The sequence below is a fragment of the Methylobacterium phyllosphaerae genome, assembly GCF_001936175.1.
In the GTDB taxonomy this organism is placed as follows: Bacteria; Pseudomonadota; Alphaproteobacteria; order Rhizobiales; family Beijerinckiaceae; genus Methylobacterium; species Methylobacterium fujisawaense.
The window spans coordinates 3370529-3395943 of the sequence record NZ_CP015367.1 but is presented as its reverse complement, the minus strand read 5'-3'; the positions used below and the strand labels follow the sequence as shown (position 1 = coordinate 3395943).

22 protein-coding genes are annotated in these 25415 nt (G+C 69.9%); 10 read left to right on the top strand and 12 right to left on the bottom strand.

All coding sequences use genetic code 11. The features are described 5' to 3' along the window. Positions 1-66: 66 nt before the first annotated feature. From MCBMB27_RS15380 to MCBMB27_RS15370, 3 genes are all read right to left on the bottom strand, one after another. Positions 67-468: a DUF29 domain-containing protein gene (locus tag MCBMB27_RS15380; protein WP_236952720.1), complete on the bottom strand. Its 402-nt coding sequence runs from the start codon at positions 466-468 to the stop codon at positions 67-69. Positions 469-485: 17 nt separating this feature from the next. Beyond that, complete coding sequence (gene cobS / locus MCBMB27_RS15375) at positions 486-1469, bottom strand: cobaltochelatase subunit CobS (RefSeq protein WP_043358054.1); 984 nt, start codon at positions 1467-1469, stop codon at positions 486-488. A 208-nt stretch (positions 1470-1677) separates the two neighbouring features. Continuing rightward, complete coding sequence (locus tag MCBMB27_RS15370; RefSeq protein ID WP_043358056.1) at positions 1678-2304, bottom strand: J domain-containing protein; 627 nt, start codon at positions 2302-2304, stop codon at positions 1678-1680. A gap of 109 nt (positions 2305-2413) precedes the next feature. Here MCBMB27_RS15370 and MCBMB27_RS15365 point away from each other — a divergent pair, with 109 nt between their 5' ends. Together MCBMB27_RS15365 and arfB are read left to right on the top strand one after the other, a co-directional pair. Beyond that, positions 2414-2710, top strand: a complete 297-nt coding sequence (locus MCBMB27_RS15365; RefSeq protein ID WP_043758999.1) for a BolA family protein — start codon at positions 2414-2416, stop codon at positions 2708-2710. A 169-nt stretch (positions 2711-2879) separates the two neighbouring features. Then, a complete protein-coding gene (arfB, locus tag MCBMB27_RS15360; RefSeq protein ID WP_043358059.1) occupies positions 2880-3311 on the top strand; it encodes an alternative ribosome rescue aminoacyl-tRNA hydrolase ArfB in 432 nt (143 codons plus the stop codon). A 24-nt stretch (positions 3312-3335) separates the two neighbouring features. Here the strand turns inward: arfB and MCBMB27_RS15355 are convergent, their stop codons facing one another. Both MCBMB27_RS15355 and MCBMB27_RS15350 read right to left on the bottom strand, forming a co-directional pair. Next, complete coding sequence (locus MCBMB27_RS15355) at positions 3336-4130, bottom strand: YoaK family protein (RefSeq protein WP_043358073.1); 795 nt, start codon at positions 4128-4130, stop codon at positions 3336-3338. Between the two features lie 69 nt (positions 4131-4199). Further along, positions 4200-5147, bottom strand: a complete 948-nt coding sequence (locus MCBMB27_RS15350; RefSeq protein ID WP_075380799.1) for a methyltransferase domain-containing protein — start codon at positions 5145-5147, stop codon at positions 4200-4202. Positions 5148-5215: 68 nt separating this feature from the next. On the opposite strand from MCBMB27_RS15350, the gene MCBMB27_RS15345 reads away from it, so the two are divergent. From MCBMB27_RS15345 to MCBMB27_RS15330, 4 genes are all read left to right on the top strand, one after another. Next, on the top strand, positions 5216-6274 hold the full coding sequence (locus MCBMB27_RS15345) for a ligase-associated DNA damage response exonuclease (RefSeq protein WP_043358063.1): 1059 nt from the start codon (positions 5216-5218) through the stop codon (positions 6272-6274). Further along, the gene (locus MCBMB27_RS15340) at positions 6271-8004 is read left to right on the top strand and encodes a cisplatin damage response ATP-dependent DNA ligase (RefSeq protein ID WP_075380798.1); all 1734 of its coding nucleotides are present in this window, start codon (positions 6271-6273) and stop codon (positions 8002-8004) included. Before MCBMB27_RS15345 ends, MCBMB27_RS15340 begins: the two co-directional genes overlap by 4 nt. Continuing rightward, positions 8001-8483 carry a secondary thiamine-phosphate synthase enzyme YjbQ gene (locus MCBMB27_RS15335; RefSeq protein WP_075380797.1) on the top strand — a complete coding sequence of 161 codons (483 nt, stop codon included), beginning with the start codon at positions 8001-8003 and terminating at the stop codon, positions 8481-8483. Before MCBMB27_RS15340 ends, MCBMB27_RS15335 begins: the two co-directional genes overlap by 4 nt. Positions 8484-8694: 211 nt before the next feature. Continuing rightward, entirely contained in the window at positions 8695-9486 is a 792-nt protein-coding gene (locus MCBMB27_RS15330; RefSeq protein ID WP_075381986.1) for a flagellar hook basal-body protein, read from the top strand. 100 nt (positions 9487-9586) lie between these two features. On the opposite strand, the gene MCBMB27_RS15325 is transcribed toward MCBMB27_RS15330, so the two are convergent. From MCBMB27_RS15325 to MCBMB27_RS15315, 3 genes are all read right to left on the bottom strand, one after another. After that, positions 9587-11122: an efflux transporter outer membrane subunit gene (locus MCBMB27_RS15325; protein ID WP_043358068.1), complete on the bottom strand. Its 1536-nt coding sequence runs from the start codon at positions 11120-11122 to the stop codon at positions 9587-9589. Between the two features lie 143 nt (positions 11123-11265). After that, positions 11266-14415: an efflux RND transporter permease subunit gene (locus MCBMB27_RS15320; RefSeq protein WP_043758984.1), complete on the bottom strand. Its 3150-nt coding sequence runs from the start codon at positions 14413-14415 to the stop codon at positions 11266-11268. A 16-nt stretch (positions 14416-14431) separates the two neighbouring features. Further along, entirely contained in the window at positions 14432-15754 is a 1323-nt protein-coding gene (locus MCBMB27_RS15315) for an efflux RND transporter periplasmic adaptor subunit (protein ID WP_075380796.1), read from the bottom strand. Positions 15755-16048: 294 nt separating this feature from the next. On the opposite strand from MCBMB27_RS15315, the gene MCBMB27_RS15310 reads away from it, so the two are divergent. From MCBMB27_RS15310 to MCBMB27_RS15300, 3 genes are all read left to right on the top strand, one after another. Then, the gene (locus tag MCBMB27_RS15310; protein ID WP_043385135.1) at positions 16049-17056 is read left to right on the top strand and encodes a CobW family GTP-binding protein; all 1008 of its coding nucleotides are present in this window, start codon (positions 16049-16051) and stop codon (positions 17054-17056) included. Between the two features lie 125 nt (positions 17057-17181). After that, positions 17182-18453 carry an O-antigen ligase family protein gene (locus tag MCBMB27_RS15305; protein WP_075380795.1) on the top strand — a complete coding sequence of 424 codons (1272 nt, stop codon included), beginning with the start codon at positions 17182-17184 and terminating at the stop codon, positions 18451-18453. A 54-nt stretch (positions 18454-18507) separates the two neighbouring features. Next, the gene (locus MCBMB27_RS15300; RefSeq protein WP_075380794.1) at positions 18508-21846 is read left to right on the top strand and encodes a GAF domain-containing hybrid sensor histidine kinase/response regulator; all 3339 of its coding nucleotides are present in this window, start codon (positions 18508-18510) and stop codon (positions 21844-21846) included. A gap of 60 nt (positions 21847-21906) precedes the next feature. On the opposite strand, the gene MCBMB27_RS15295 is transcribed toward MCBMB27_RS15300, so the two are convergent. From MCBMB27_RS15295 to maiA, 4 genes are all read right to left on the bottom strand, one after another. Then, entirely contained in the window at positions 21907-22212 is a 306-nt protein-coding gene (locus MCBMB27_RS15295) for a hypothetical protein (RefSeq protein ID WP_043758980.1), read from the bottom strand. After that, complete coding sequence (locus MCBMB27_RS15290; protein ID WP_043355731.1) at positions 22209-22520, bottom strand: EthD family reductase; 312 nt, start codon at positions 22518-22520, stop codon at positions 22209-22211. The genes MCBMB27_RS15295 and MCBMB27_RS15290 overlap by 4 nt, the downstream gene beginning before the upstream one ends. A gap of 65 nt (positions 22521-22585) precedes the next feature. Further along, the gene (locus MCBMB27_RS15285) at positions 22586-23917 is read right to left on the bottom strand and encodes an NAD(P)/FAD-dependent oxidoreductase (RefSeq protein ID WP_043355729.1); all 1332 of its coding nucleotides are present in this window, start codon (positions 23915-23917) and stop codon (positions 22586-22588) included. A 131-nt stretch (positions 23918-24048) separates the two neighbouring features. Continuing rightward, on the bottom strand, positions 24049-24696 hold the full coding sequence (gene maiA / locus MCBMB27_RS15280) for a maleylacetoacetate isomerase (RefSeq protein WP_053609017.1): 648 nt from the start codon (positions 24694-24696) through the stop codon (positions 24049-24051). A gap of 140 nt (positions 24697-24836) precedes the next feature. Between maiA and moaB the strand changes: the two genes are divergently transcribed. Further along, positions 24837-25394, top strand: coding sequence for a molybdenum cofactor biosynthesis protein B (moaB, locus tag MCBMB27_RS15275; protein ID WP_043355725.1), 558 nt, complete (start codon positions 24837-24839; stop codon positions 25392-25394). Positions 25395-25415: the final 21 nt, after the last annotated feature.

Below are 25415 nucleotides of genomic sequence, written 5' to 3'. Positions count from 1 at the left end.
AGGGGCGATTCAGGATGTCGTCCCAGCTGTAGGGACACTCCGCGGGCAGGGTTTTGGGCGAGCGCCTCATCTGCCGGGCCGCCCCGAGGCGACCGAGGCGGAACCCGTCGCGCTGCGCTCGTCCAGGCTGGATCTCAACCCGGGGCTCTTCTTCCGCAGCTGGATCAGGATGCGCTCACGGTGCTCGGCGATGCTGAGCGTCGAGCTGCGGCGTTCCGGCTGATGATCCCATTCCAGCATGTGGAGCAGGACGATCTCCACAGCGCTGGTGAGCCGGTGATATTCGCTCAGGCCCACGTCGCTCAGCTCCTCGGCGATGTTGTCGAGGTCGAGGGCGTCCACCCGGCCGGCGCGGAGCAACGCCACCTGCTCCTGAACCCAGCTATAGAGATCATCCGCGTAGCGCGTCCGCCCCTCGGCATGCGGAGCCGCCGGAGCGTCCTCGCGGGTCGGGGCCGGATGCGCCATCGCGTCCTCCATGCAGATCAGCTCAGCGCGACGTTCACCGCGCTCTCGGGCAGCTCCTTGCCGAAGGCGCGCTGGTAGAACTCGGCCACCAGCGTCCGCTCCAGCTCGTCGCACTTGTTCAGGAAGGTCACCCGGAAGGCGAAGCCGATATCCTTGAAGATGTCGGCGTTCTCGGCCCAGGTGATCACCGTGCGCGGGCTCATGACGGTGGACAGATCGCCGTTCATGAAGGCGTTGCGCGTGAGATCCGCCACCCGCACCATCCGGTTGACGATGTCGCGGCCCTGGTCGCTCCGGTAATGCGTGGCCTTCGAGAGCACGATGTCGACCTCGCGGTCGTGGGGCAGATAGTTCAGCGTCGTGACGATCGACCAGCGGTCCATCTGACCCTGGTTGATCTGCTGGGTGCCGTGATAGAGGCCCGAGGTGTCGCCCAGTCCCACCGTGTTGGCCGTGGCGAACAGCCGGAAGGCCGGGTGCGGGCGGATCACGCGCTTCTGATCGAGGAGCGTCAGGCGGCCCGAGAGTTCCAGCACGCGCTGGATCACGAACATCACGTCCGGGCGGCCGGCATCGTACTCGTCGAACACGAGGGCCACGTTGTTCTGCAGCGCCCAGGGCAGGATGCCGTCCTGAAAGGCGGTGACCTGCTTGCCGTCCTTCAGGACGATGGCGTCCTTGCCGACGAGGTCGATGCGCGAGACGTGGCTGTCGAGGTTGATGCGGATGCACGGCCAGTTCAGCCGGGCGGCCACCTGCTCGATATGGGTCGATTTGCCGGTACCGTGATAGCCGGTGACCATCACGCGGCGGTTGCGCGCGAAGCCCGCCAGGATCGCGAGCGTCGTCTCCCGGTCGAAGATGTAGTCCGGATCGAGATCCGGCACGTGCTCCTCGGGCTCGGCATAGGCCGGGACCTTGAGGTCGAGGTCGATGCCGAAGACATCGCGGACGGAGACGGTGCGGTCGGGCAGCGCGGCGGGCGTATCGTCAGAGAGCATTCGGAACCTCGTGAGGCGCGGTCGCTCCACTCCCTAGCAGTGGAGCATCCGCGCGAAAGGACGTCGAGCCGGGCCTCCGCGGCGGGGCGAAGCCATCCTTAGACGGCGACGCGCCCGGGCGCCACCGACCGGCATCGACCCCATATAGGGTCGCGCCGTGCGGATTGCCCTATCCCGGATGCGAACCGGCGTGCAGGGTTCGTGCCGGTCAGCAGAGTCCGGCTCCACGCAGCACGTCGTGAGCCCGGATGATGTCGCGCAGCCGCTCCTCGAACGACCGGTCGCCGCCGTTGGCGTCGGGGTGGAAGCGCTTCACCAGGATCTTGTACTGCGCCTTGATGGCGGCCGAATCCGCGCCTTCCTCGAGGCCCATCACGTCGAGGGCCCGGCGGACCGTGGCCGAGTGGCGGGGCTTGCGCGGCTCCTCGGGCTGACGCGCGCGCCGGCGGGCATCGCCGACGCCCTCGCCGCGCAGGATGCCCAGCGGATCGACATAGGCCCAGTCGCGGGCTGGCTCGTCCGCCGGTTTCGCCTGGCCGGTCCGGTTCACGCCCATCGCCCAGGTCGGGCGATGCCCGATGATCGCGTCCTTCTGATAGGCCTGGACGGCGGCATCGTTCATACCGTCGAAGTAGTTGTAGGTCGCGTTGTAGGCGCGGACGTGGTCCATGCAGAAGCGCCAGTACTGGCCCTCCGCCTTCCGGCCCTTGGGCGCCCGGTACAGACCCGGATGGGTGCAGCCCGGACTCTCGCAGACGCCCTCGGCCGCGGCTTTCGGCTCGTCGCAGGACGGTTTGATCCGGATGCTGTCGAACAGGCGCGAGTTGAGATCCATGACGGGCCGATTATGAGGGGGCAGACCTGAGACACAAGGGCACCGGGCCTGATGACGCATGCGCGGGATCGGGCTTGACGGCAGCCCACGAACGCGACGCGAGGGCAGGATGACGGATGGTGTGGGCGCGGGGGGCACCCTGCGGGACTGGATGGAGACGCGGCTGCGGGAGCAACTCGCGCCGGCGCGCCTCGACGTGATCGACGAGTCGCATCTGCATGCCGGTCATGCGGGGGCACGGCCGGGGGGCGAGACCCACTACCGGCTCGACATCGTCGCGTCGGCGTTCGAGGGCAAGAGCCGCGTGGAGCGGCACCGCTTGGTGAACGCAGTCCTGGACGATGCGTTCAAGCGCGGTCTCCACGCCCTCGCCGTGCGCGCCCGCACGCCGGCCGAGGCCGCCTGACCCGGCCGCGCGGCCGCCCACGGGCAGCCCTCGGTCCGCGCGGGGCGGTGGCGTGGGCGGGGCAGCGGATGGAGGGGAATGTGGTTATGGGGATACCCCTCTGCATCCTCCGCCCCGCGCCCGACAAGCGGGCGCGGCGGCCGTTGACGATCCTGTCGGAGAGGCCGCCATGTCCCTGCGGGTGACGCCGCGCATCGCCATCGCGGAGGACGAGATCACCTTGTCCTTCATGCGTGCTTCGGGCGCGGGCGGCCAGAACGTCAACAAGGTCGAGACGGCGGTCCAGCTCCGCTGGCCGGTCCTGGATTCGCCCTCCGTGGATGACCGCGTGAAGGCGAACGTGGTGCGGCTCGCGGGGCGGCGCATGACCAAGGACGGCGTCCTGGTCCTCATCGGGCAGCGGCACCGGACGCAGGAGCGCAACAGGGCCGAGATCCTGCAGCGCCTCGTCGACCTCGTGGCCGAGGCCGCCAAGCCGCCGCCCCCGATCCGCCGGGCGACGAAGCCCACGAAGGGCTCCAAGGAACGGCGGATCGTCGCCAAGAAGAGCCGTGCCGTGATCAAGCAGGGCCGGGGCAGCTACCGGGATTCCGACGGCTGATCCCGCGCCCGCCCCGGTGGGATCTCAGTGGATGGCGTCGATGACCTCGGCCTTCGGGCTGGCGTCGGGCGCCGGAGAGGAGCCCGCCACCAGCGTGCTGCCCGGCTTGGCGATGGTCAGCACGATCGCGATCAGCGCCAGGATGGCGGCGAGCGCCGCCGGGAACAGGAAGGCCGATTCGCCGTAACGGATGTCGAGCAGGCCGCCCACCACAGCGCCGGTGCTGAGACCGGCCCAGAGCGGCGCCTGGATCCAGAAGGAGGGCGCCACCGTGCCGAGCAGCAGGTTGGCGCAGCCGGTGCCGAAACGCACCACGGCGCCGGTGACGTAGGTGAGCGCCAGGGAGCGGCCGCCCTCGTCCTGCAGCGTCGCGTTCTGAAGGCCCAGCGCCAGGACGATGGGATAGGCGTGCAGCGGATAGGCGAAGGTGCCCCACGGCATCAGCAGGCCGCCGGCGAGCAGCAGGGCCTGGAGCGTCAGCAGCACGGCGAGGCGCCAGCGCCCGACCCAGGCGGCGATCAGGGTCCCCAGGAAGGCGCCGAAGCAGAACATGCAGATGGTGCTGGCGACGCGGGTGACGTTCTCCCAGTCGCCATTGGCCACCGCCACGCCGAAGCGGGTGGTGTTGCCCGACATGAACGACATGAACAGCTGCGAGAATTCCAGGAAGCCGATGGAATCGGCGCAACCCGCGAGCGCGGCCAGGGCGATCGCGAACGGGATGCGGGTCCGCGGATCGGCCGGAAAGGACTTGTCGGCCGGCGGTTCTGGCTTCCGCTCCGGTGTCGCGCGGCCTGTCCTGTTTCCGTAATCCGCCATGCTGATCCCCCGATCGAGCGGCCGCGCCCATTCGCGGCCGACAAACAATGGACGAAGAGCCAAGCGGTTTCATGCCGATGTGCGGCGCAGCACAACGACGCGCCCCGGCACCGGCCGCCCACCCTCGCGCCGGATGTGGGCGGGACGCAGAGTCAGGATCTCCAGTCCGGCGCCGATGGCCGTCGCCGCGATGTGGGCATCGGCATGGGCATAGCGTCCGTCCTTGCCCAGGACCGAGCCGGCACCGTCGTAGGATTGCACCGTGACGGCGCCGAGCCCGCCCGGTCGCAGGACTCGGCCGATCCCCGTCAGGAACGCGGCGAGGTCCGCCACGTAGATCAGGACGTCCGCGGCGAGGCAGAGATCGGCGCAGGCCTCCGGCAGGTCCGCCAGGGCGGCGGAGAGGTCGCCTTCGATCAGGCGGTCGTAGAGCGGCCGATCCCGCCACGTCTTGGCCCGCGCCATTGCCAGCATCCCGGGGGAGAGGTCGATCCCGGTGAGATGATCGACCCGGTCGCGCAGAACGGTGCCCATCAGCCCCGTGCCGCAGCCGAGATCGAGCGCGACCGGGAAGCGCTCCGGGACGCCCGGCAGGGCGTCGCGGACGCGTTGCGGGCCGACATAGCCCAGGCCCTCCACGAGGTGGTGCTCGAAACACGGCGCGTAGTCGTCGAACAGAGCCCGGACATAGGCGGGCGACAGGACCGGGAGGCCGTCGCCGACACCCAGGCGGACGAGATGCGTGCGCACGCCCAGCCTGTCCTCCGGATCGATCTCGAGGGCGCTGGCATAGGCGCGTGCCGCCGCGGCACGCAGGGCCGGATCGGCGCCGGAGGCCGCCAGACCCTCCCGCGCCCGGCCCAGCAGGAGCCAGGCGGGCGCGTAGCGCGGAGCAAGGTCCAGGACCTGCTCGGCGAGGTCGGCGGCGCCCGCATGGTCGCCGTCGGCCAAGCAGGCCTCCGCGTAGCGATAGCGGCGATCGGCGAGGAGGTCGCCGGAACTGAGCTGCGAGGCCATGCGTCTGCCGGGTCGGGGGCGCCTATATATCGGGGCCACCGGCGGACTCCACCGGCTGCACGGACCCGATGCCGATACGCGCCAGCGATCTCCTCACCCTGACCCGCGAGGGTCTCTATTGCCCGCTCGGGCGCTTCCACGTCGATCCGACCTGGCCGGTGGAGCGCGCGCTGATCACCCACGGGCACGCCGACCATGCCCGCGCCGGCCACGGACAGGTTCTGGCGACGCCCGAGACCCTGCGGATCATGGCGGTGCGCTACGGCGCGGAGTTCTGCCGCCAGCGGCAGGAGGCGCCGCTCGGTGCGGCGCTCCGCGTCGGCGACGTCACCGTGCGCTTCGCGCCGGCGGGCCACGTGCTCGGCTCGGCGCAGATCGCCATCGAACGGGACGGGGTCCGGGTCGTGGTCTCGGGCGACTACAAGCGGGCGCCGGATCCGACCTGCCTGCCCTTCGAGGTGGTGCCCTGCGACGTGTTCATCACCGAGGCGACCTTCGGCTTGCCGGTCTTCACGCATCCCGACACGCGGGGCGAGGTCCGCAAGCTCCTCGACTCGGCGCGGCTGTTCCCCGAACGCGCCCACATCGTCGGCGCCTACGCGCTCGGCAAGGCGCAGCGGGTGATGGCGCTTCTCCGGGAGGAGGGCTGGGACCGCCCGATCCACCTGCACGGCGCCATGGAGAAATTGACGACGCTGTACAAGGAGGAGGGGGTGCCGCTGGGCGACACGCCCAAGGTCGTGGCTGCCGAGCGCAAGGACCTGCAGGGGGCGATCGTGATCTGCCCACCCTCGTCGATCCAGGATCTGTGGTCCCGGAAGTTCCCCGATCCCGTGACCTGCTTCGCCTCGGGCTGGATGCGGGTGCGCGCCCGCGCCCGCCAGAAGGGCGTCGAGCTGCCGCTGGTGATCTCCGACCATTCCGACTGGCCGGACCTGTGCCGCACCATCCGCGACACCGGTGCCGGCGAGGTCTGGGTCACGCACGGTCAGGAGGATGCGCTGGTCCATTGGTGCGGGACGCAGGGTATCAAGGCCAAGCCCCTCCACCTGCTCGGCTACGGCGATGACGGCGAGGCCGAGCCGGGCTCCGTCGAGGCCGGCTCCGGGACGGAGGCGGCGGCGTGAACGCATTCGCCCACCTCCTCGACCGCCTCGCCTACGAGCCGCGCCGCAACGCCAAGTTGCGGATGCTGCAGGACTACTTTTCGCGCACCCCCGATCCTGAACGCGGCTACGCGCTCGGCGCCATGACCGGCACGCTGAGCTTCCGCGAGGCCAAGCCGGCGCTGATCCGCGGACTCGTCGAGGAGCGGATCGACCCGGTCCTGTTCCGGCTGTCGCACAACTATGTCGGGGATCTCGCCGAGACGACGGCGCTGATCTGGCCCGTCCCATCTCTCTCCCCCCCCGCAGAAGCGGGAGGGGATGGGGCCGCCGGGATCGGCCACAACAACCCGCCGCCACCGAGTCTGGCCGAAGTCGTCGAGACGCTCAGCACGATCCCCAAGCGCGAGCTCTCCCGTCATCTCGCCGGCTGGCTCGATGCCCTCGACGAGACCGGGCGCTGGGCGCTCCTGAAGCTCGTCACCGGCAACCTGCGGGTCGGCGTCTCGGCGCGGCTCGCCAAGACGGCCGTCGGCGCCTTGGGCGGCCACGAGGCCGATGCCGTGGAGGAGGTCTGGCACGGGCTGACCCCGCCCTTCGCGACCCTGTTCGCCTGGGTCGAGGGCCGGGCCGAGCGGCCCGAGACCCTGAATCCCGCCCCGTTCCGGCCGCCGATGCTGTCGCACCCGATCGAGGAGGAGGCCGACCTCGAGAAGCTGGAGCCCGAGGCCTTCTCGGCCGAGTGGAAGTGGGACGGCATCCGCGTCCAGCTCGTCGGCGGCCCCGACCGGGCGGGTCAGCAAGTCGGAAAGGTCTATTCCCGCACCGGCGAGGACATCACCGGGGCGTTCCCGGATCTCGCCGAGGCCATCACCTTCACGGGGGCGATCGACGGCGAATTGCTGATTTTGCGCGAGCGGCGCGTGCAGAGCTTCAATGTCCTCCAGCAGCGCCTGAACCGGAAGGCGGTGACGGCCAAGCTCCTGGAGGAGTTTCCCGCCCATGTCCGGGCCTACGACCTCCTCACCCTCGCGGGCGAGGATCTCCGGGCCGAACCCTTCGAGGCCCGGCGGGAGAAGCTGGAGGCGCTGGTCACCCGCCTCGACCACGCGCGGATCGATATCTCGCCCCGTGTGCCCTTCGCGGATTGGGCGGCGCTGGCAGCCGCACGGGCGGATCCGGCCTCGGTGGGGGCGGGCGAGGATGCCGACGCCATCGAGGGCGTGATGCTCAAGCGCCGGAACAGCCCCTACCTGCCGGGCCGTCCCAAGGGACCGTGGTGGAAGTGGAAGCGCGAGCCGCACATCGTCGACGCCGTGATGATGTACGCCCAGCGCGGGCACGGAAAGCGCTCGTCCTTCTACTCGGACTATACGTTCGGGGTCTGGCGGGCGGCGCCCGAGGGCGGCGACGAGCTGGTGCCGGTGGGCAAGGCCTATCACGGCTTCACCGACGCGGAACTCGCCAAGCTCGACCGCTACGTCCGCAACAACACCACCAAGCGCTTCGGCCCGGTGCGCGAGGTCGCCCATGGACGCGACGCCGGGCTGGTGCTGGAGATTGCCTTCGAGGGCGTCCAGCGTTCGACCCGGCACAAATCGGGGGTGGCGATGCGCTTCCCCCGGGTCAGCCGCATCCGCTGGGACAAGCCGCCCGCCGAGGCGGACCGGATCGACGTGCTGGAACGGATCCTCGCTCGCGGCGAGCGCGAGATCGCGCCGGGGGCGGCCCTGATGGAGGAGACCGGATGAGACGGGGAAACACCAGGGCCGGCACGATCGGTCCGGTCGAGGCGCTGGCCTCCGGCGCCGTGGAGCGCCACGCGAGCGGGCGCCTCACCATCACAACCGCGGGGCCGGGCTTCACGGATTTCACCGCCGCGGTGGCGGCCTTCGTGCGCGGCAGCGGCATCCGGGACGGTCTCGTCACGGTGTTCTGCCGGCACACCTCGGCCTCGCTCACCATCCAGGAGAATGCCGACCCCGACGTCCAGACCGACCTGATGACCGCGCTGGACGGGTTCGCGCCGCGCAATGCCGGCTACGTCCACGGCGCCGAGGGACCGGACGACATGCCGGCCCATATCCGCACCCTGGTCACCGATTCGGCCCTCACCATCCCGCTGGTCGACGGAACGCTGGCGCTCGGCACGTGGCAGGGGATCTACCTGATCGAGCACCGCGACCGGCCGCATCGGCGGGAGATCGTGCTGAGCGCCCTCGGGGCCTGACGCCTCCACGGTCGCCGCAGGTGGAGCGAAGCGACCCGGGCCAGTGCGACCGGATCGGGCTCGGCGCGGCGGGATTGCGGCGCCCCGCTACCCCCGACGCCCCCGGGCCGGCTCAGCAACATGTGTAAACACACCGTCGGTTAACCATAGTGCGCGCCTATGGGTCGTCGTCGGATCGGGAGCCGTGCCGCTCCGGCGAATGGAGACCCCGATGGGCCTTTTCACCGCGCTCTCGAATTCGATTTCCGGCGCCTCGGCGCAGTCGCTCGCCCTGAACAACATCTCGGGGAACATCGCCAACACCCAGACGGCGGGGTTCAAGTCCACCGAGACGAGCTTCGCCGACATGCTGGCCGAGACCGATCGCAGCACACAGCTGGCCGGCGGGGTGTCGCCGGGCACGCGCAACAGCCTGAACATCCAGGGTACGGTGCAGTCGACCGGCGTATCGACCAATCTCGCCATCTCGGGCAACGGCTATTTCATCGTCCGGAAGAACACCGGGACGACCCAGAGCCCGAGCTTCACCGGGGATACCGGCTACACGCGACGCGGCGACTTCGCACCGGACGCCAGCGGCTATCTCAGCAACGGTGCGGGCTACTACCTGTTCGCCGGCCCGTCGGCGACCGCGCCCGTCCAAGTCCCCACCGGCGCCAATACCCTGTCGAGCCTCACGGTCGCGCCGGCCGGCACGCTCACCGGCACGGCCGCGGATGGCAGCTCCGTGGCGCTCGGCTCGCTGCAGCTGGCGCAGTTCGGACTGCAGGACAATCTCGCTTCCCTCGACGGGGGGACCTACGTGGCGACGGGGCAGTCGGGCACGCCGAGCTACGGCCTCAACGGCGCGACCATCGCGGCCGGCTCCGTGGAGCAGTCGAACGCCAGCATCTCGGATCAGTTCTCGAAGATGATCGAGACCCAGCAGGCCTATACCGCCAACACCAAGGTCATGAGCACCACCGACCAGATGCTGCAGGACGCCATCGCGATGTACACCTGACGCGGTAGCGGGGCGGCCCGAGCGGTCGTCCAGGATCAGGGTGGCCCCCGGGACGGGGGCGAATGTCAGGACGCGGTCGGTCACGACACGGGGCAACCAGTCACAGGAACTTCAGCGGGTCCTTCTCGGGCGGGGGCGGCGCCACGTCGGCGCGGTTCCACCAGCCGCCGCCCAGGGCCACGAACAGGGCGGCGGTGTCGGCGTACTGCGTGGCGCGCGCCGCGGCCGAGGTGACCAGCGCCGAGAGGTAACCCTGCTGGGCGATCAGCACCTGCGAGGAGGTGATCGCCCCCGCCGTGTATTGCTTGCGGATCAGCCCCAGGCTCTGGTTCGTGGCGCTCACCGCCGCGTCGGCGGCGGCCACGGCCTTCGCGTCGGCCTGGAGCGCCCGCAGCGCGTCGGCGACGTTCTGGAAGGCGGTGATCACCGTCGCCTTGTACTGCGCCTGCGCCACCGTCAGCGATTCCTCGGCGGCGCGCTGCCGCCGGAACAGGGTGCCGGCATCGAAGATCGGCGCCGTCGCCTGCCCGATGATCGTGAAGAACGCCGCCCCCGGACTTGTGACCTGAGCGATCCGGGTGGCGCTGGAGCCGCCCGTGGCGGTCAGGCTGAATTGCGGCAGGCGGTTCGCCACCGCGACGCCCACCGTGGCGCTCGCCTGCTGCACCAGGGCCTCCGCCGCCTTCACGTCGGGCCGCTGCTGCACGAGCCGCGAGGGCAGGCTCACCGGGAGCCGCGTCGGCAGGCGCAGGGCGGCGAGGTCGAAGGTCTCGGAGACCTCGTCCGAGGGCAGGCGCCCGGCCAGCGCGGTGAGCAGGTTGCGCTGCTGCGCGAGCGCCTTCTCCAGCGGAGGCAGCAGCTGCTGCGACAGCGCCAGCGCCGCCTGCTGCTGCACCACGTCGGCCCCGGCAATCTGCCCCAGGGAGAGCTGCTTGTTGTAGAGCTGCAGCACCTCGGTCTGCGCCTGGATCACCTTGCGGGTCGCGTCGATCTGCGCCCGCAGGGACGCCTCCTGGATCGCGGCGGCGACCACGTTGGCGGTCAGGCTCAGATAGGCCGCCTCCAGCTGGAAGCGCTGGTTCTCGGTGGTGGCCTCCAGGGACTCGATCTGCCGGCGGTTCCCGCCGAACACATCCGGATTGTACGAGACCACCGCCTGCGGCGTGGAGAGGCTGTAGAGATACTGGTTCTGGTTGTTGAGGGGCGATTGCAGGTCGAGGCCGGGCGCCTGGGCGCCCTGGATCTGCGGGGTCGCGGTCAGGCTCGGATAGAGCGTGCCCTTCTGGGCCAGCACGTTCTGCTGCGCCACCCGCAGGGAGGCCTGCGCGGCCTCCAGCGTCGGGTTGTTGGCGAGGGCCTGCTCCACGAGGCGGTTCAGCGCCTTCGAATGGAACAGGGTCCACCACTGGCCGGGGATGTCGGCGCCGGAGACGAAGCTCTGGTCGGCCGAGCCGCCCTGCCGGGTCCGAATCTTGTCGGCCGCGGAGGGATTCTGCAGCGGCTCCTTGGTGTAGCGGCCGACCGGCGGGTCCTCGGGCGGCACGAAGTTCGGGCCGACCGCGCAGGCCGACAGGCACAGGGAGGCCGCCAGCACAGCGGCTGCCCGTCTGCACCGTCCCGGCGCAAAGTCCACCATCCCGCCCCCGAAAACCCCACCTCGGTAGAGCGGCGCGGACCGCATCCAAGTCAATGCAACTGTCCCCTGTTGGCGCCCGCGGGGATGCCGTTGTGGCGCCCCTGCAACGGGCAGACCCCCCGCCCGTGCGGTCGTGAACCGGCTCACGCGGCGGCCCGATGCGCGGACCGGGCCTGTGCGTCCGGGTTCGGGTGCCGTCGGGAGAACAGGGAGATCAGCACCGGCACGACCACGAGGATCAGGTTCGGCGCCAGGATGATGCCGCCCACCACCACGAGCGCCAGCGGCTTCTGCACCTGCGAGCCGATGCCGGTGGAAACCGCCGCCGGCAGCAGGCCGACGCAGGCCGCCACGCAGGTCATCATCACCGGGCGCATGCGTACCACGGCGGCGTGCCAGACCGCCTCCTGCCGCTTCCAGCCTTCGTCGAGCAGCTGGTTGTAGTAGGCGAGCAGGATCACGCCCTCCATGGTCGAGATCCCGAACAGCGCGATGAAGCCGATCGCCGCCGAGATCGAGAACGGCGTGCCGGTCAGCGCCAGGGCGAAGATGCCGCCGATCATCGCCATCGGGATCACCGACAGGGTCAGCAGCATGTCGGCCACCGACGAGAAGTTGATGTAGAGGAGCAGCGCGATCAGCAGCAGCGTGATCGGCACCACGAGGCTGAGCCGGGTGGCCGCCTCCTTCAGGTTGGTGAACTGCCCGACCCATTCCAGCCGGTAGCCCGGCGGCAGGTCCACCGCGTCGGCGACCTTGCGCTGCGCCTCGATCACCGCGCTGCCGAGGTCGCGGCCGCGCACCGAGAACTTCACCGGGATGTAGCGCTCCTGGTCCTCGCGGTAGATGAACGAGGCCCCCGAGACGAGGTCGACATCGGCGATCTCGGAGAGCGGTACCTGGATGACGCCGCCGTTGGGGTTCTGGGCACCGACCGCGATGTTGCGGATGCCGGCCAGTGACGAGCGGTACTCCTTGGCGAGCCGCACCCGCATCGGGAAGTGACGGTCCGAGCCGTACTCGTAGAGGTCGCCCGCGGTCTGGCCGCCGATCGCCGCCTGGATGGTGGTGTTCACGTCGCTGATCGAGAGGCCGTAGCGGGCGGCCTTGTGGCGGTCGACATCGATCCGCACCGTCGGCTGGCCGAGGGATTCGAAGACCGACAGGTCGGTGACGCCCGGGACGCTGGCGAGGGCTGCCTTCACGGCATTGGCGGTCTTGGTGAGCTGGGTGAGGTCGTTGCCGTAGATCTTGACCGAGTTCTCGCCCTTCACGCCCGAGGCGGCCTCCTGGACGTTGTCCTCGATATACTGCGAGAAGTTGAACTCGATGCCGGGAAACTCCGCCTCCAGCTTCTTGCTCAGGTCCTGGATCAGCGTCTCCTTGTCGAGGCCCTTGCGCCACTGGTCGATGGGCTTGAGCGGCGCCAGGATCTCGACGTTGAAGAAGCCCGTGGCGTCGGTCCCGTCGTTCGGGCGGCCCTGGTGCGACAGGACGGTGGTGACCTCCGGGACCTCCTGGAAGATCTTGCGCATGCGCTGGACGTAGGCGTTGCCGGCCTCCAGCGAGATCGAGGCCGGCATCGTCCCGCGCACGTAGAGATTGCCCTCCTCGAGCCGCGGCAGGAATTCGAGGCCGAGGTTGCGGGCCGTGAGCCCCGAGACCAGCAGAACCGCCAGCATCACGGCAAGCGCCAGGACGCGGTTGCGCAGGCCGAAGGCCAGCGCGCGCTCGTGGCCGACGCGCAGCACCCGCACGATGAGCGTATCGCGCTCCTCGAGCTTCTTCGGCAGCATCAGGGCCGAGAGCGCAGGCGAGACCGTGAAGGTGGCGAGCAGGCCGCCGAGCAGCGCGTACGCGTAGGTCTTGGCCATCGGGCCGAAGATGTGGCCCTCGACGCCGGTCATCGTGAACAGCGGCAGGAAGCCGACGATGATGATCGTCGCCGAGAAGAAGATCGCCCGGTTCACCTCGCGCCCGGCGACCGCGATGGTGCCGAGCCGGCCCGTCAGGCCGTCGGGCGGCGTCTCGCCCTTCACGTGGTCGGGCTCGGCGATGTGGCGGAAGACGTTCTCCACCATGATCACGGTGGCGTCGACGATCAGACCGAAATCGATGGCGCCCAGCGACAGGAGGTTCGCCGAATCGCCGCGCACCACCAGGATCAGGATCGCGAAGCCGAGGGCGAACGGGATCGTCGCCGCCACGATGATCGCGCTGGTGAGCGAGCCCAGGAACAGCCACTGCACGACGAAGACCAGCACCACGCCGAAGACGAGGTTGTGCATCACCGTGTGGGTGGTGGTGTGGATCAGGCCCGAGCGGTCGTAGATCCGCTCGATCTTCACGTCGGGCGGCAGGATCGTGGAGCTGTTGATCTTGTCGATCTCGGCCTCGACCCGTTCCAGCGTCGGCAGGCTCTTGCCGCCGCGGGTCATGAGCACGATGCCCTCGACGATGTCGGGCTGGTTGTCGTGGCCGACGATGCCGAGGCGCGGGGCGTTTGACACGCGCACCTCCGCCACGTCCCGCACCAGCACCGGGGTGCCGTTGACGAGGCTGATCATCGTGTCCTTGATGTCGTCCATGTCGCGGATCAGGCCGATGCCGCGCACCACCGCCGATTGCTGGCCGACGTTCAGCGTCTGGCCGCCGACGTTGATCGAGGCGTTGTTCAGCGCGTTGGTCAGCTGCACCAGGGTCAGGCCCTGGGCCTGGAGGCGGTTCAGATCGACCGCGACCTCGTATTCCTTGGCCTTGCCGCCGAAGGCCGTGACGTCCACGACGCCGGGGATCGCCTTGAACCGGCGCTGCAGAACCCAGTCCTGCAGGGTCTTCATGTCCATGGGCGAGTAGCCCGCCGGGCCGACGAGCTTGTAGCGCATGATCTCGCCCACCGGGCTCGTCGGCGAGATTTGCGGCGTCGCTCCGTTGGGCAGCGTCGGCGCCTGCGACAGGCGGTTGAGCACCCGCTGCAGCGCCTGCTCGTACGTGTATTCGTAGTTGAACTGGACCTTCACGTCCGAGAGGCCGAACAGCGAGATCGTCCGCACGACCTGGGCGTTGGGGATGCCGGCGAGCGCCACCTCCAGGGGGATGGTGATGTAGCGCTCGATCTCGTCGGCGGACTGGCCCGGGTTCTGGGTGATCACGTCGACCAGCGGCGGGACCGGGTCTGGATAGGCCTCGATGTTGAGCTGCGTGTAGGCGCCGTAGCCGACGCCGAGCATCACGACGAACAGCAGCACCACCAGCACGCGCTGGCGCAGCGAGAAGGTGATCAGGGCGTTCATCGGACCGGATCCCCGCTCAGGACGCCTTGTCGCCGGTGGCCGCCCGGTCGATGAACAGGGCCCCCCGGGTGACCACCTGCTCGCCCGCGCGCAGGCCCTGGACGACCTGGGCATTGTCGCCGTTGATCAGGCCGAGCTTGACGTCGCGCGCCTCCACGGCTCCGTCGGGCCGCGCCACCCAGACATGGGTGCGGTCGCCCTCGTACACGATGGCGGCCACCGGCACGCTCGGGCTCGGCTCGCCCTTGCCGGTGATGATCGTGTAGGTGGCAAACATCTCCGGGCGCAGCACCCGGTCCGGGTTGTCGACCTCGCTGCGCACGGCCAGCCGCCGCGTCGCCGGGTCGAGGCTGGAGGCCATGTAGTTCACCCGGGCCTTGAACACCCGGGCGCCGAAGCCCGCCACCTTCGCCTCGACCTCCTGGCCGATGCGGATCTTCGGGATCTCGCTCTCGCGGACGTTGGCGACGAGCCACACCGTCGACAGGTCGCCGATCACGAAGACCGGGTCGCTGGAGGCGGAGAGGTACTGGCCGGTGCCGACCTTGCGCTGGACGATCGTGCCGGCGATCGGTGCCCGGATCTGCGTCTCGGCGCTCATCGTGCCCTTCTTCTCGAAGGCGGCCATCTCGGCGTCGGTCTTGCCCAGCATCCGCAGACGGTTCTTCACCGCGTCGAGGGCGCCCTCGGCGGTCTTCAGGTCGCTCTGGGCGGCGATGACGTCGTTCTGGGCCGATTGGTAGTCCTTCAGGGCCGTCGCGTGGGCCTGGAACAGCTCCTGCTGCCGCTGCGCGATGGTCTGATCGAGCTTCAGAAGCGCCTGCTGCTTCTGGAGGTTGTTCACGGCGGCCTGATAGTCGTTCTGCGCCTGGACCATGTCGGTGGCCTCGAGCGTCAGCAGAACGTCGCCGGCCTTCACGTCGTCGCCGGCGCGGGCCAGGACCTTCGTCACGCGGCCGGCATAGGGCGAGACGACCGGGACGTTGTCGTCCTCATTGAGGGCGATCCGTCCCTCGGCGGTGCCCTCGGGCCGGAACACGAGGTTGGCGACCGGCAGGATCTCGAAGGCGGCGCGCTGCTCCTTGGAGGGCCGGAACACCCGCTCCACCGGGCCGGCCTTCTCCACATCGATGCCCGGGTCAGGGTTGGCTGGTGCGAACAGCCCCGTCAGCGCGGCGACGAGGTTCGAGGCCGTCTCGCGGGTCCGGTCGGAGAACGCGAAGGCCAGGCCCGCAGCGGCCGCGAGCAGGACGGCGACGACCAGGAGGCGGGCCCACCGACGGTTGCTCGGGGGCACGGTGACGGCCTCGTCCTGGTCCAGCGGATTTCGGGCGTCCATGCGGATGATCTTCTAGGTCCGGGCCAAGGGACCGGGCTGATTGACGAGGGTACGATTCGTGCCAGGACGACGCCAAGATCAATGCGATCGCTGGTGCTTTTCTATGGCGCTCCGCGGGATGGTTCCCGGCAGCAACGCGTGCCTAGAGCAAAGCTTGTCAGACAGGCAATCGATCTGGCGCCCCAGTCGCGAAACCGTGTGGCCCCGTCTTCCTTTGACGGGATTTGTTACAATATGACAACGCTCGCGGGGCCTGACCCGCCCGATCCCGAATCCGTCACCGAAGAACCCGTCATGTCCGAAACGAGCAACGCTCCCGCCCCGGCCGCATCCGGCTCAGCCGCCGGCAAGATCCCGGTCACCGTGCTCACCGGCTATCTCGGCGCTGGCAAGACCACGCTCCTCAACCGGATCCTCACCGAGAATCACGGTAAGCGCTACGCCGTGATCGTCAACGAGTTCGGCGAGATCGGCATCGACAACGACCTCGTCGTCGGCGCGGACGAGGAAGTGTTCGAGATGAACAACGGCTGCGTCTGCTGCACGGTGCGCGGCGACCTGATCCGGATCATGGATGGGCTGGTCAAGCGCCGAGGCAAGTTCGACGCGATCATCGTCGAGACCACCGGCCTCGCCGATCCGGCCCCCGTGGCGCAGACCTTCTTCGTCGACCAGGACGTGGGCGAGGCCGCCCGCCTCGACGCGGTGGTGACGGTGGCCGACGCCAAATGGTTGTCCGACCGCCTGAAGGACGCGCCCGAGGCGAAGAACCAGATCGCCTTCGCGGACGTGATCCTGCTAAACAAGAGCGATCTCGTCTCCCCGGCCGACCTCGACCGGGTCGAGGCCGAGATCCGCACGATCAACCCCCTGGCCAAGCTTCACCGCACGCAGAACTGCGCGGTGCCCCTCGAGGCCGTGCTGGAGCGCAACGCCTTCGACCTCGACCGCATCCTCGACGTCGAGCCCGATTTCCTGGAGGCGGGACACCACCACCATCACGATTCCGACATCCGCTCGGTCTCGGCCAAGATCGAGGGTGAGGTCGATCCCGACAAGTTCATGCCGTGGATCTCGAACCTGACCCAGTCGCAGGGTCCGGACATCCTCCGGTGCAAAGGGATCGTGGCCTTCCCGAACGAGCCGAAGCGCTTCGTCTTCCAGGGCGTGCACATGATCCTCGATGGCGACGTGCAGGGCGACTGGGGGAAGGACGAAAAGCGGGTCTCGCGGGTGGTGTTCATCGGGCGCAACCTCGATCCGGCGGCGATCACGGAGGGCTTCGAGGCCTGCCGCGCGTGAGCCGACCGGCCGCCTCCCACGGGGGCGGCCGGGCCCTGAGCGCCGCCCGAAGGCGATTCTCAACGATTGGATGGCATCACGGCACGAGCGGGCCAGCGTAACCGGCCCGTGGAGCCCGCGTAGCCATGGCCCAAACCGCAGCGCCTGCAGGCCCGGTCCCGTCCGGGATCGCGGGCGGACTCCCGCTCATCGTGGCCGTCGAGGGGCTGGCCAAGGCGCTGTTTGCGGCGTTCGTCTTTTTCGCCTGCTTCGCCTTCTCGGAGACCTCCCCGTACGACGCGGTGGCGATCCCCACGATCCTGCTCTGGCTCTGCCTCGGCGTGCGGCTGCACCGCGGGGCGGTGCCCCTGGTCGCACTTCTCCTGCTCTACCTCGCGGCCATCGTCTCCGCACTGCTGCCCTACCTGAACGAGGAGTTCCCGGTCACTTGGACGGTGCAGCTGATCTACCTCGCGATCACCTGCATCTTCTTCGCGATGTTCTTCGCGGACGACACCCACGCCCGGATGGAGCTGGCGCTCAAGGCCTACACGGCGAGCTGCGTGTTCTCGGCGGTGCTCGGCATCGTCGGCTATCTCCAGTGGCTCGGGATCGAGGACCTGTTCTACAAATACGACCGGGCCTCGGGCACCTTCCAGGACCCGAACGTGTTCGGCTCCTTCCTGACGCTCGGCGCCCTCTACCTGATGCACGGCCTGCTCACCGGCTCGACCCGGCGACCGCTGGTCTCGCTCGTCGGCCTGCTGATCATCGTCGCCGGCATCTTCCTGTCGTTCTCGCGGGGCTCCTGGGGCGGGAGCGTCGTCGCGGTGCTCCTGATGGTGGGATCGGTCTATGCCGGCAGCACCGCCCCGCGCCTGCGCCGCCGCATCGTGCTCCTGACCCTCGCCACGGTCGTCCTCGGCACCGTCGCGGTGATCGGGCTGCTCTCGGTCGACCACGTCCACAAGATGTTCGAAACCCGCGCGGCCCTGACCCAGGACTACGACCAGGGCGAGACCGGCCGCTTCGGCAACCAGATCCGCGGCTTCGCGATGCTGCTGGAGCGGCCGTTCGGCATGGGGCCGATGCACTGGCGGCTGATCTTCGGGCTCGAACCGCACAATTCGTATATCGGCTCCTTCGCCAACGGGGGCTGGCTCGGGGGCACGGTGTTCATCGGCCTCGTGGTGATCACCGGCATCGTCGGGTTCCGGCTCCTGGCACGGCCGTCGCCCGTCCGGGCGCACGCGCAGATCGTCTGGCCGGCGCTGCTGATGTTCTTCCTGCAGGCGGTCCAGATCGATATCGAGAAGTGGCGCCACGTCTACATGATGCTGGGCATGGTCTGGGCGCTGGAGGCGGCGCGGCTGCGCGCGGGCGCGCCGCAGGCGGGTGCGCTTGAAACGCGGCGCTAGGCGCGGCATCGCTCGGCTCCGGCCGAGCTGCCAATCCGCACCCGGAGACGGTACGTGAACACACAGCCGGACAACGAGGGCGATCGGCTCGCCGCCCTTGAGGCCCTCGGGATCGTGGGCACGCCGCCCGAGCCGCATTTCGAGGCCGTCTGCCGGACAGCCTGCCGCCTGTTCGGCGTGCGCCACGCGTTCGTGGCCTTCCTCGGTGACACGCAGCAGTGGCTCAAGACGCCCTGCCAGGCCTTGCCGACCACGATGCGGCGGGATCAGAGCCTGTGCCAGCACACGATCCGCAGCGATGCCCTGCTCGTCGTACCCGACACCCGGCTCGACGTGCGCTTCCGTGACCTGCCCGCCGTCGCTGCGCCGGACGGGATCCGGTTCTATGCCGGTATCCCGCTGAGCCTTGAGCCCGGCCTGCGGATCGGTACCTTCTGCCTCGCCGACCCGGAACCCCGAGCCGGTCTCTCGCCGGCGGACGCCGCCGCCTTTCGCGACCTCGCCGCGATCGTCGTGGCCCATCTGAGGCTGACGGAGGCCAATGCCAAGCGCGAACGCGAGATCGCGCAGGCCGCGATCCGCGAGGCGGTGATCCGCGAGCAGCATCGCGAGATCCATGCCCGGTCCCGCACTCAGGAGGCGGCGAACCACCAGCTCCTGATGGCCGAGCAACTCGCCAGCGTCGGAAACTGGCGCGTGGACCTCTCGGACGGTCAGCCGGTCTGGTCGGCCAGCCTCTACGCCATCGCCGGTCGCGACCCCGCGACACCGCCGCCGCGTCTCGACGCCTTCTCGCAGATCTACCATCCCGACGACCGCGCCCGGCTCGAGGCGATCGTCGCCGACGCGGTCGCCCGCAGAACGCGATTCGATTTCGAGGCGCGGCTGATCCGTCCGGACGGCGAGCTCCGCGACGTGGTCGTCCGCGGCATGTGCCGGGGGGAGGACCCCAATGCCGGCCTCGTCGGCGTTCTCATCGACGTGACCGAGCGCCGGCGCGCCGAAGACGAGGTGCGCCGGAGCGAGCTGCGCTATCGCGGCCTCGCCGAAGCGCTGCCGCTGCTGGTCTGGACCATGCGGGTCGGGGACGGACAGTCCACTTACGCCAACGCCCAGTTCCAGTCCTATTACGGGCCGATCGGGCCCGAGCGCGCGGAGCGCCTGATCCGGAACCACCCGGAGGATGCGCCCGCCATGGAGGCGGCCTGGACCCGGGCGGTCGAGACCGGGACGGGCTATAGCGGCCAGTGGCGGATCCGCCGCCACGACGGCCTCTACCGGTGGCACAAGATCTCGCTGATTCCGATCCGCCTCGATCCGGCGGACGGCGCTGTGGCGGAGTGGCTCGGGACCGCACTCGATGTCGACGACATCATCACGGCGCGGCTCGCCGTCGAGGAGGCCCGCGGCCTGCTGGGCATCGCCCTGGACGCGGCCGAGGCTGGCACCTGGGACTGGGACATGCGCACGGGGCTCGTCACGCTGAGCCCGGAAAGCGCCCGGATGCACGGTCTGCGGGATAACGGCGCTGCGCACACGCTGTCGGCGTCCGAATGGACCGCATTGATTCATCCCGACGACGTCGCCGATGTCTGGATCGAGATCCGACGGGCGGTCGAGTCCGGGACCTCCTATGCGGCCGAATTCCGGGCCGGCGGGCGCTGGCTCTACGCGCGCGGGCGGACGCTCTGCGGCGCCGAGGGGCACCCTCAGAGCATGGTCGGCCTCCATCTCGACATCACCGAGCGCAAGGCGGTCGAGGCGGCCCTGCGCACCGCCACGCGGGATGCCGAGGCGGCCCGCACCGAGGCGGAGCGCGCGAGCGCGGCCAAGAGCGAGTTCCTCGCCGCGATGAGCCACGAGATCCGCACGCCGCTCAACGGCATCCTCGGCTATGCCGAGCTGCTCCTCGACGGCGATGCGATCCAGAGCGAGGACCGGCGGCGCCTGGAGCTGATCCAGAGTTCCGGAGCGGCCTTGCTCACGGTCGTCAACGACATCCTCGACTTCTCGAAGATCGAGGCGGGCGAGCTGACCCTCGATCCGGTCCCCTTCCCGCTGGTCTCGATCGTGGACGGGACGGTCTCGATCGTGCGCGGCAGTGCGCTGCGCAGCGGCCTCGCCATCGAGGCCCGGATCGACCCGGCCCTTCCGACCTTCGTGATCGGTGACGCGGGACGCTTGCGTCAGGTGCTGCTCAACCTCCTGAACAACGCCGTGAAGTTCACGCCCGAGGGTTCCGTTACGGTGACCGTGGAGCGGGAAGGCGATGATCGCGCCGCCGACGGTCGCCCCGGCGACGCGGTGCGGTTTTCCGTGATCGATACCGGCATCGGCATCGCGCCGGCGCAGCAGGACAGGCTGTTCAAGCGGTTCAGTCAGGTCGACGGCTCCATCAGCCGGCGGTTCGGCGGCACCGGCCTCGGTCTCGCGATCTCCCGGCACCTCGTGACCCTGATGGGCGGCGAGATCGGCGTCGTGAGCCGCGAGGGGGAGGGCTCGACCTTCTGGTTCCGCCTGGTGCTGCCGCGGGGCGAGCAGGGCGCCGACGCGGCGGAGGACCGGATCGAGGCGGATCCGGCGCTGCTGCGGTCGCAGTCCGTGGCCGCCCCGGCGGCCGGCGCCGTGCCAGCCTCCCCGATCCGGCTGCTCCTGGTCGAGGACGTCCCGCTCAACCAGGAACTGGCCTGCGCGGTGCTCGAATCCCAGGGCTACACGGTGGATGTCGCCGGGGACGGGGCCGAGGCGATCACGGCGGTCGGATCGTCCGTCGCGGCGGGGCGCGCCTACGATCTCGTGCTCATGGACGTCCAGATGCCCCGGGTCGACGGGCTCACGGCGACCCGGCGCATCCGCGCCCTGGCGCCGCCCGCCTGCGACATCCCGATCGTGGCCATGACGGCGAACGTCCTGCCGTCGCAGATCGAGGAACTGCGCGAGGCCGGGATGGACGATTATGTCGGCAAGCCGTTCCGGCGGGCCGATCTCTTCGCCACGATCAGCCGCTGGACGGCCCCGGGCGCCCGCCGCCCGGCGCGGGCCGAGGAGCCGCGCACCGTACCCGACATCGATTCCGCCGTCCTCGATGCCGCGGTTCTCACCGAAATGACGGCGAGCTTCGGCTCCGACCGGGTGGGGGCGCTGCTCGATCTCCTGGCCAACGAGCTGTCCGAGCGGTTCCGGCCGAGCGAGACCGACCGTCTTCAGATCGCTCACGACGCGCACGCCCTGGTGGCGGCGGCGGGGCTCCTGGGCTTCGTCGGCCTGTCGAGCCTGTGCCGCGAGGTCGAGGCCGCCGCCCATGCGGGGGCCGACCTGATGCCGCTGATCCGGCGCCTGGAAATCCAGCGGGCGACGGCGCTGCGCGCCATCCGGCAGCTGCGCGCGGCCTGATGCGACGCGGCTGAAGCGCGGGCCGGCGCCCCGACAGGGGCCGCCCCGCGCGGTTGGTCCCTATGCCTCGTCGGTCTCGGGCAGCGGGTCGCCGGTCCAGGTCGTCGCGAAGGCGGCGAGCTCCCGGGCGTCGGTGAAGGCCGCCACGGTGACCTCCCGCTCCGCCGGTTCCGCGCCCGGATAGGGCGCGAGCAGGATCCGCACCCGGGCCAGCCGGCCGCTGGGCGTTTTGTCGGCGATCCAGGCCTGCGCGTCCGGCGTGAAGCGTTCCGGGCCGTCGAGGGCCCGGGCGTCGGTGCGCAGCACGACCACGTAGGTGCCGAGGCTCGGATCGGCCTCCTGAACAGCCTTGACGATGTCGATCACGGGCTTTCCGCGAAGTCGTTGATCTGAACCTGGGCCTGCGCCGACGTGAAGTTCGGGATGTCCGCGAAGATCTCCTCGCCATGGGCGGCGACGGCTTTCTGGAAGGCGTCGACCGACGCGAAGGTCAGCAGCGCCATCACCTGGAACGGGGCGGTGCCGCCGTCCGGCGTGCCGGCGCCCTTGACCACCTTGGCCTCGTGCAGGCCGAGGGACGACCAGCGCTCGCGCACCAGCGGCATGTGATGGCCGAGATAGTAGCCCATGTCGAAGCTCGGGCCGGCCGGATACATCACGCTTACCAGGATCATGAGGCTTCCCTTCTGTGTCACGCCCGGTCCGCCCGGGCGCCCGTCCTCGGTTCGTGGGGCGACGGTCAGTGCAGCTTCACCCGCGGCTCGGTGCGCCGGGTCAGCGCGCGCGCCAGGGTGTCGAGGACCGTCTTGGCCGTGCCGTGGAGCGCCCGCTCGTGCATCTTGTAGAGCGAGCGGTACATCATGCGGGCGAACAGGCCGGCGATGAGCATGTTCTTGCCGCGGACGAACCCCATCAGGCTGCCCACGGTCGAGTACTCGCCGAGCGAGACCAGCGAGCCGAAATCCTTGTACCGGAACGGCTTCAGCGGCTTCCCGGCGATCTTGGCCGGGATCTGGCTGATGAGGTGGCTCGCCTGCTGGTGGGCCGCCTGGGCGCGGGGCGGCACCGGCGTGTCGGAGCCGGCCTCCACCAGATAGGCGCAGTCGCCGATGGCGAAGATATCCGGGTCGCGGGTCGTCTGCAGCGTCGGGGTCACCACCAGCTGATTGGTCCGCGTGGTCTCCAGGCCGCCGATGCCCTGCAGGAACGGCGGCGCCTTCACCCCCGCCGCCCACACGACCAGCTCGGACGGGATGAAGGTCCCGTCGGCGAGCTGGACGCCGTCGGCGCGCACCTCGGTCACACGGGCCTTCACGCGCACGTCGACGCCGATCTTGTTGAGGAGCTGCATCACCTCGGCCGAGAGGCGCTGCGGCACCGCCGGCAGGATCCGGTCGGCGGCCTCCACCAGGGTGATGCGGATGTCCTTGCCCGGGTCGATCTTGTCGAGCCCGGTGGAGACGACGTGGCGCAGCGTCCGGTGCAACTCGGCGGCGAGTTCGGTTCCGGTGGCGCCCGCGCCGATCACCGTGACGTGGAGCTGGCCGGGCCGGACCGGGCCGACCTGGGTGTGGGCCCGCAGCGAGGCGTTCACGAGGCGCTGGTGGAAGCGCACCGCCTGCTCCTGGGTGTCGAGGGCGATGGCATGCTCGGCGACGCCCGTCGTGCCGAAATCGTTCGTGGTGGAGCCCACCGCCATCACCAGCGTGTCGTAGGGGACGGCGCGCTCGGGCGTGACCTCGCGCCCTTCCGCGTCGTGGCTCGCCGCGAGCTGGACCGTGCGCGCCTCGCGGTCGAGGCCGGTCATGCGCCCGATCCGGTAGCGGAAGCCGTGCATGTGGGCGTGATGCAGGTAATCCACCGCGTGGTGGCCCACATCGAGGCTGCCGGCCGCCACCTCGTGAAGCAGCGGCTTCCAGATATGCGTCCGGGCGCGGTCCACGAGGGTGATGTGCGCGCGCTTGCCGCGCCCGAGCTTGTCGCCGAGCTTCGTCACCAGCTGGAGGCCGGCGGCGCCGCCGCCGACCACCACGACACGATGCAGGCCGGACTCGTTCTCGACGGATGCCATCGACACTCTTTCTTTCCCCGGACCGGGATTAATCGCCGGCCTCCTTACACGGCCTGGGCCGCCGAATTCCACAACCGCTTGTCGCGGCCCCAGGTCACCAGCGCGGATTCACGCGCACGCGTGGCGTGCGATCACGCCGACGGGGCACCCGGCTGACGCAACGGGTGTGCCTCCGCGACAGCGGGCAGGTCGAGGCAGGCCTCGGCGATTCGCGCGACTGTCGGGTAGGCCGCCGTGTCGATGCCGAAGATGCCGGTCCCGACCCAGAGGCTGACGAGGCAGAGATCGGCATGGCTCACCGAATCGCCCTGGCAGAAGCGTCCCGTGCCCGCCTCGGTGGACAGCCGCGTCTCCAGGGTCGCGAGGCCGGTCGTGAAGGCGTTGCGCAGGAAATCCAGCATCCGCTCCCGGGGCAGACCGTAATGCTCCATCAGGAAGGTGCGCACCCGAGGCACGTAGAGCGGGTGGGTGTCGCAGGCGACCACCTGTGCCAGCGAGCGGGCCCGGGCCCGCGCCCGCGGCTCCTCCGGCAGGAGGCGCACGCCGCCCCGCGTCTCCTCCAGGTAATCGAGGATCGCGAGCGACTGGGTGAGCGGCGGCCCGTCGCCGTCGAACAGGGCCGGTACCGCGCCCTGCGGGTTGATCCTCCGGAACTCCGGCTTGTGCTGGTCGCCCGCGTCGAGATCGATGAAGGTCTCCTCGTAGGCGATGCCCTTCAGCTTCAGGGCGATCCGCACCCGGAAGGCCGCAGCCGAGCGCCAGTTGCCGTACATGTGCATGGGGAGCGATCTCCGACGGGATCGGAAGAGCACAGCCGAGTTTCCCGCGCACCGCAAGTGGGACGTGGACGCGGCCGCCCGGGGGCGACAAGCGGCTTCGGCCGGCCCATATCGGTCTTCCGTCCCGGAGAGCCCGCACGATGGCCGATCAGACCGACGCCCGCCGCTTCATCCCCCTGAACATCGCGGTCCTGACCGTCTCCGACACGCGCCGCCCGGAGGACGACCGCTCGGGGGACACCCTGACGCAGCGCCTCACCGAGGCGGGGCATCGTCTGGCGGCCCGGTCGATCGTGCCGGACGAGGTCCCGGCGATCCGCGGCCAGGTGGAGGCGTGGCTGCGCGATCCCGGCGTCGACGTGGTGATCACCACCGGCGGGACCGGCTTCACCGGCCGCGACGTCACCCCCGAGGCGCTGGAGCCGCTGTTCGAGAAACGGATGGACGGCTTCTCGGCCGTGTTCCACCGGATCTCGTACGACAAGATCGGCACCTCGACCCTGCAATCCCGCGCCACCGCGGGGGTCGCGCACGCGACCTACGTGTTCGTGCTGCCGGGCTCACCGGGCGCCTGCCGGGACGCCTGGGACGGGATCCTGGCCCAGCAGCTCGACTACCGGCACCGGCCCTGCAACTTCGTGGAGATCATGCCGCGTCTCGACGAGCACCTGCGGCGCGGGGCCAGCATCGCGGTGTGAGGATGAGCCTCAGTCCGGGCC

What these genes read in the sequence shown, in the direction of transcription:
- MCBMB27_RS15315 (WP_075380796.1), bottom strand. Translation starts at nt 15,754, where the DNA reads ATGGACGCCCGAAATCCGCTGGACCAGGACGAGGCCGTCACCGTGCCC.
- arfB (WP_043358059.1), top strand. Translation starts at nt 2,880, where the DNA reads ATGTCCCTGCGGGTGACGCCGCGCATCGCCATCGCGGAGGACGAGATC.
- MCBMB27_RS15330 (WP_075381986.1), top strand. Translation starts at nt 8,695, where the DNA reads ATGGGCCTTTTCACCGCGCTCTCGAATTCGATTTCCGGCGCCTCGGCG.
- MCBMB27_RS15325 (WP_043358068.1), bottom strand. Translation starts at nt 11,122, where the DNA reads ATGGTGGACTTTGCGCCGGGACGGTGCAGACGGGCAGCCGCTGTGCTG.
- MCBMB27_RS15350 (WP_075380799.1), bottom strand. Translation starts at nt 5,147, where the DNA reads ATGGCCTCGCAGCTCAGTTCCGGCGACCTCCTCGCCGATCGCCGCTAT.
- MCBMB27_RS15305 (WP_075380795.1), top strand. Translation starts at nt 17,182, where the DNA reads ATGGCCCAAACCGCAGCGCCTGCAGGCCCGGTCCCGTCCGGGATCGCG.
- MCBMB27_RS15290 (WP_043355731.1), bottom strand. Translation starts at nt 22,520, where the DNA reads ATGATCCTGGTAAGCGTGATGTATCCGGCCGGCCCGAGCTTCGACATG.
- MCBMB27_RS15320 (WP_043758984.1), bottom strand. Translation starts at nt 14,415, where the DNA reads ATGAACGCCCTGATCACCTTCTCGCTGCGCCAGCGCGTGCTGGTGGTG.
- MCBMB27_RS15365 (WP_043758999.1), top strand. Translation starts at nt 2,414, where the DNA reads ATGACGGATGGTGTGGGCGCGGGGGGCACCCTGCGGGACTGGATGGAG.
- MCBMB27_RS15310 (WP_043385135.1), top strand. Translation starts at nt 16,049, where the DNA reads ATGTCCGAAACGAGCAACGCTCCCGCCCCGGCCGCATCCGGCTCAGCC.
- MCBMB27_RS15370 (WP_043358056.1), bottom strand. Translation starts at nt 2,304, where the DNA reads ATGGATCTCAACTCGCGCCTGTTCGACAGCATCCGGATCAAACCGTCC.
- cobS (WP_043358054.1), bottom strand. Translation starts at nt 1,469, where the DNA reads ATGCTCTCTGACGATACGCCCGCCGCGCTGCCCGACCGCACCGTCTCC.
- maiA (WP_053609017.1), bottom strand. Translation starts at nt 24,696, where the DNA reads ATGCACATGTACGGCAACTGGCGCTCGGCTGCGGCCTTCCGGGTGCGG.
- MCBMB27_RS15345 (WP_043358063.1), top strand. Translation starts at nt 5,216, where the DNA reads ATGCCGATACGCGCCAGCGATCTCCTCACCCTGACCCGCGAGGGTCTC.
- MCBMB27_RS15380 (WP_236952720.1), bottom strand. Translation starts at nt 468, where the DNA reads ATGGCGCATCCGGCCCCGACCCGCGAGGACGCTCCGGCGGCTCCGCAT.
- moaB (WP_043355725.1), top strand. Translation starts at nt 24,837, where the DNA reads ATGGCCGATCAGACCGACGCCCGCCGCTTCATCCCCCTGAACATCGCG.
- MCBMB27_RS15335 (WP_075380797.1), top strand. Translation starts at nt 8,001, where the DNA reads ATGAGACGGGGAAACACCAGGGCCGGCACGATCGGTCCGGTCGAGGCG.
- MCBMB27_RS15355 (WP_043358073.1), bottom strand. Translation starts at nt 4,130, where the DNA reads ATGGCGGATTACGGAAACAGGACAGGCCGCGCGACACCGGAGCGGAAG.
- MCBMB27_RS15285 (WP_043355729.1), bottom strand. Translation starts at nt 23,917, where the DNA reads ATGGCATCCGTCGAGAACGAGTCCGGCCTGCATCGTGTCGTGGTGGTC.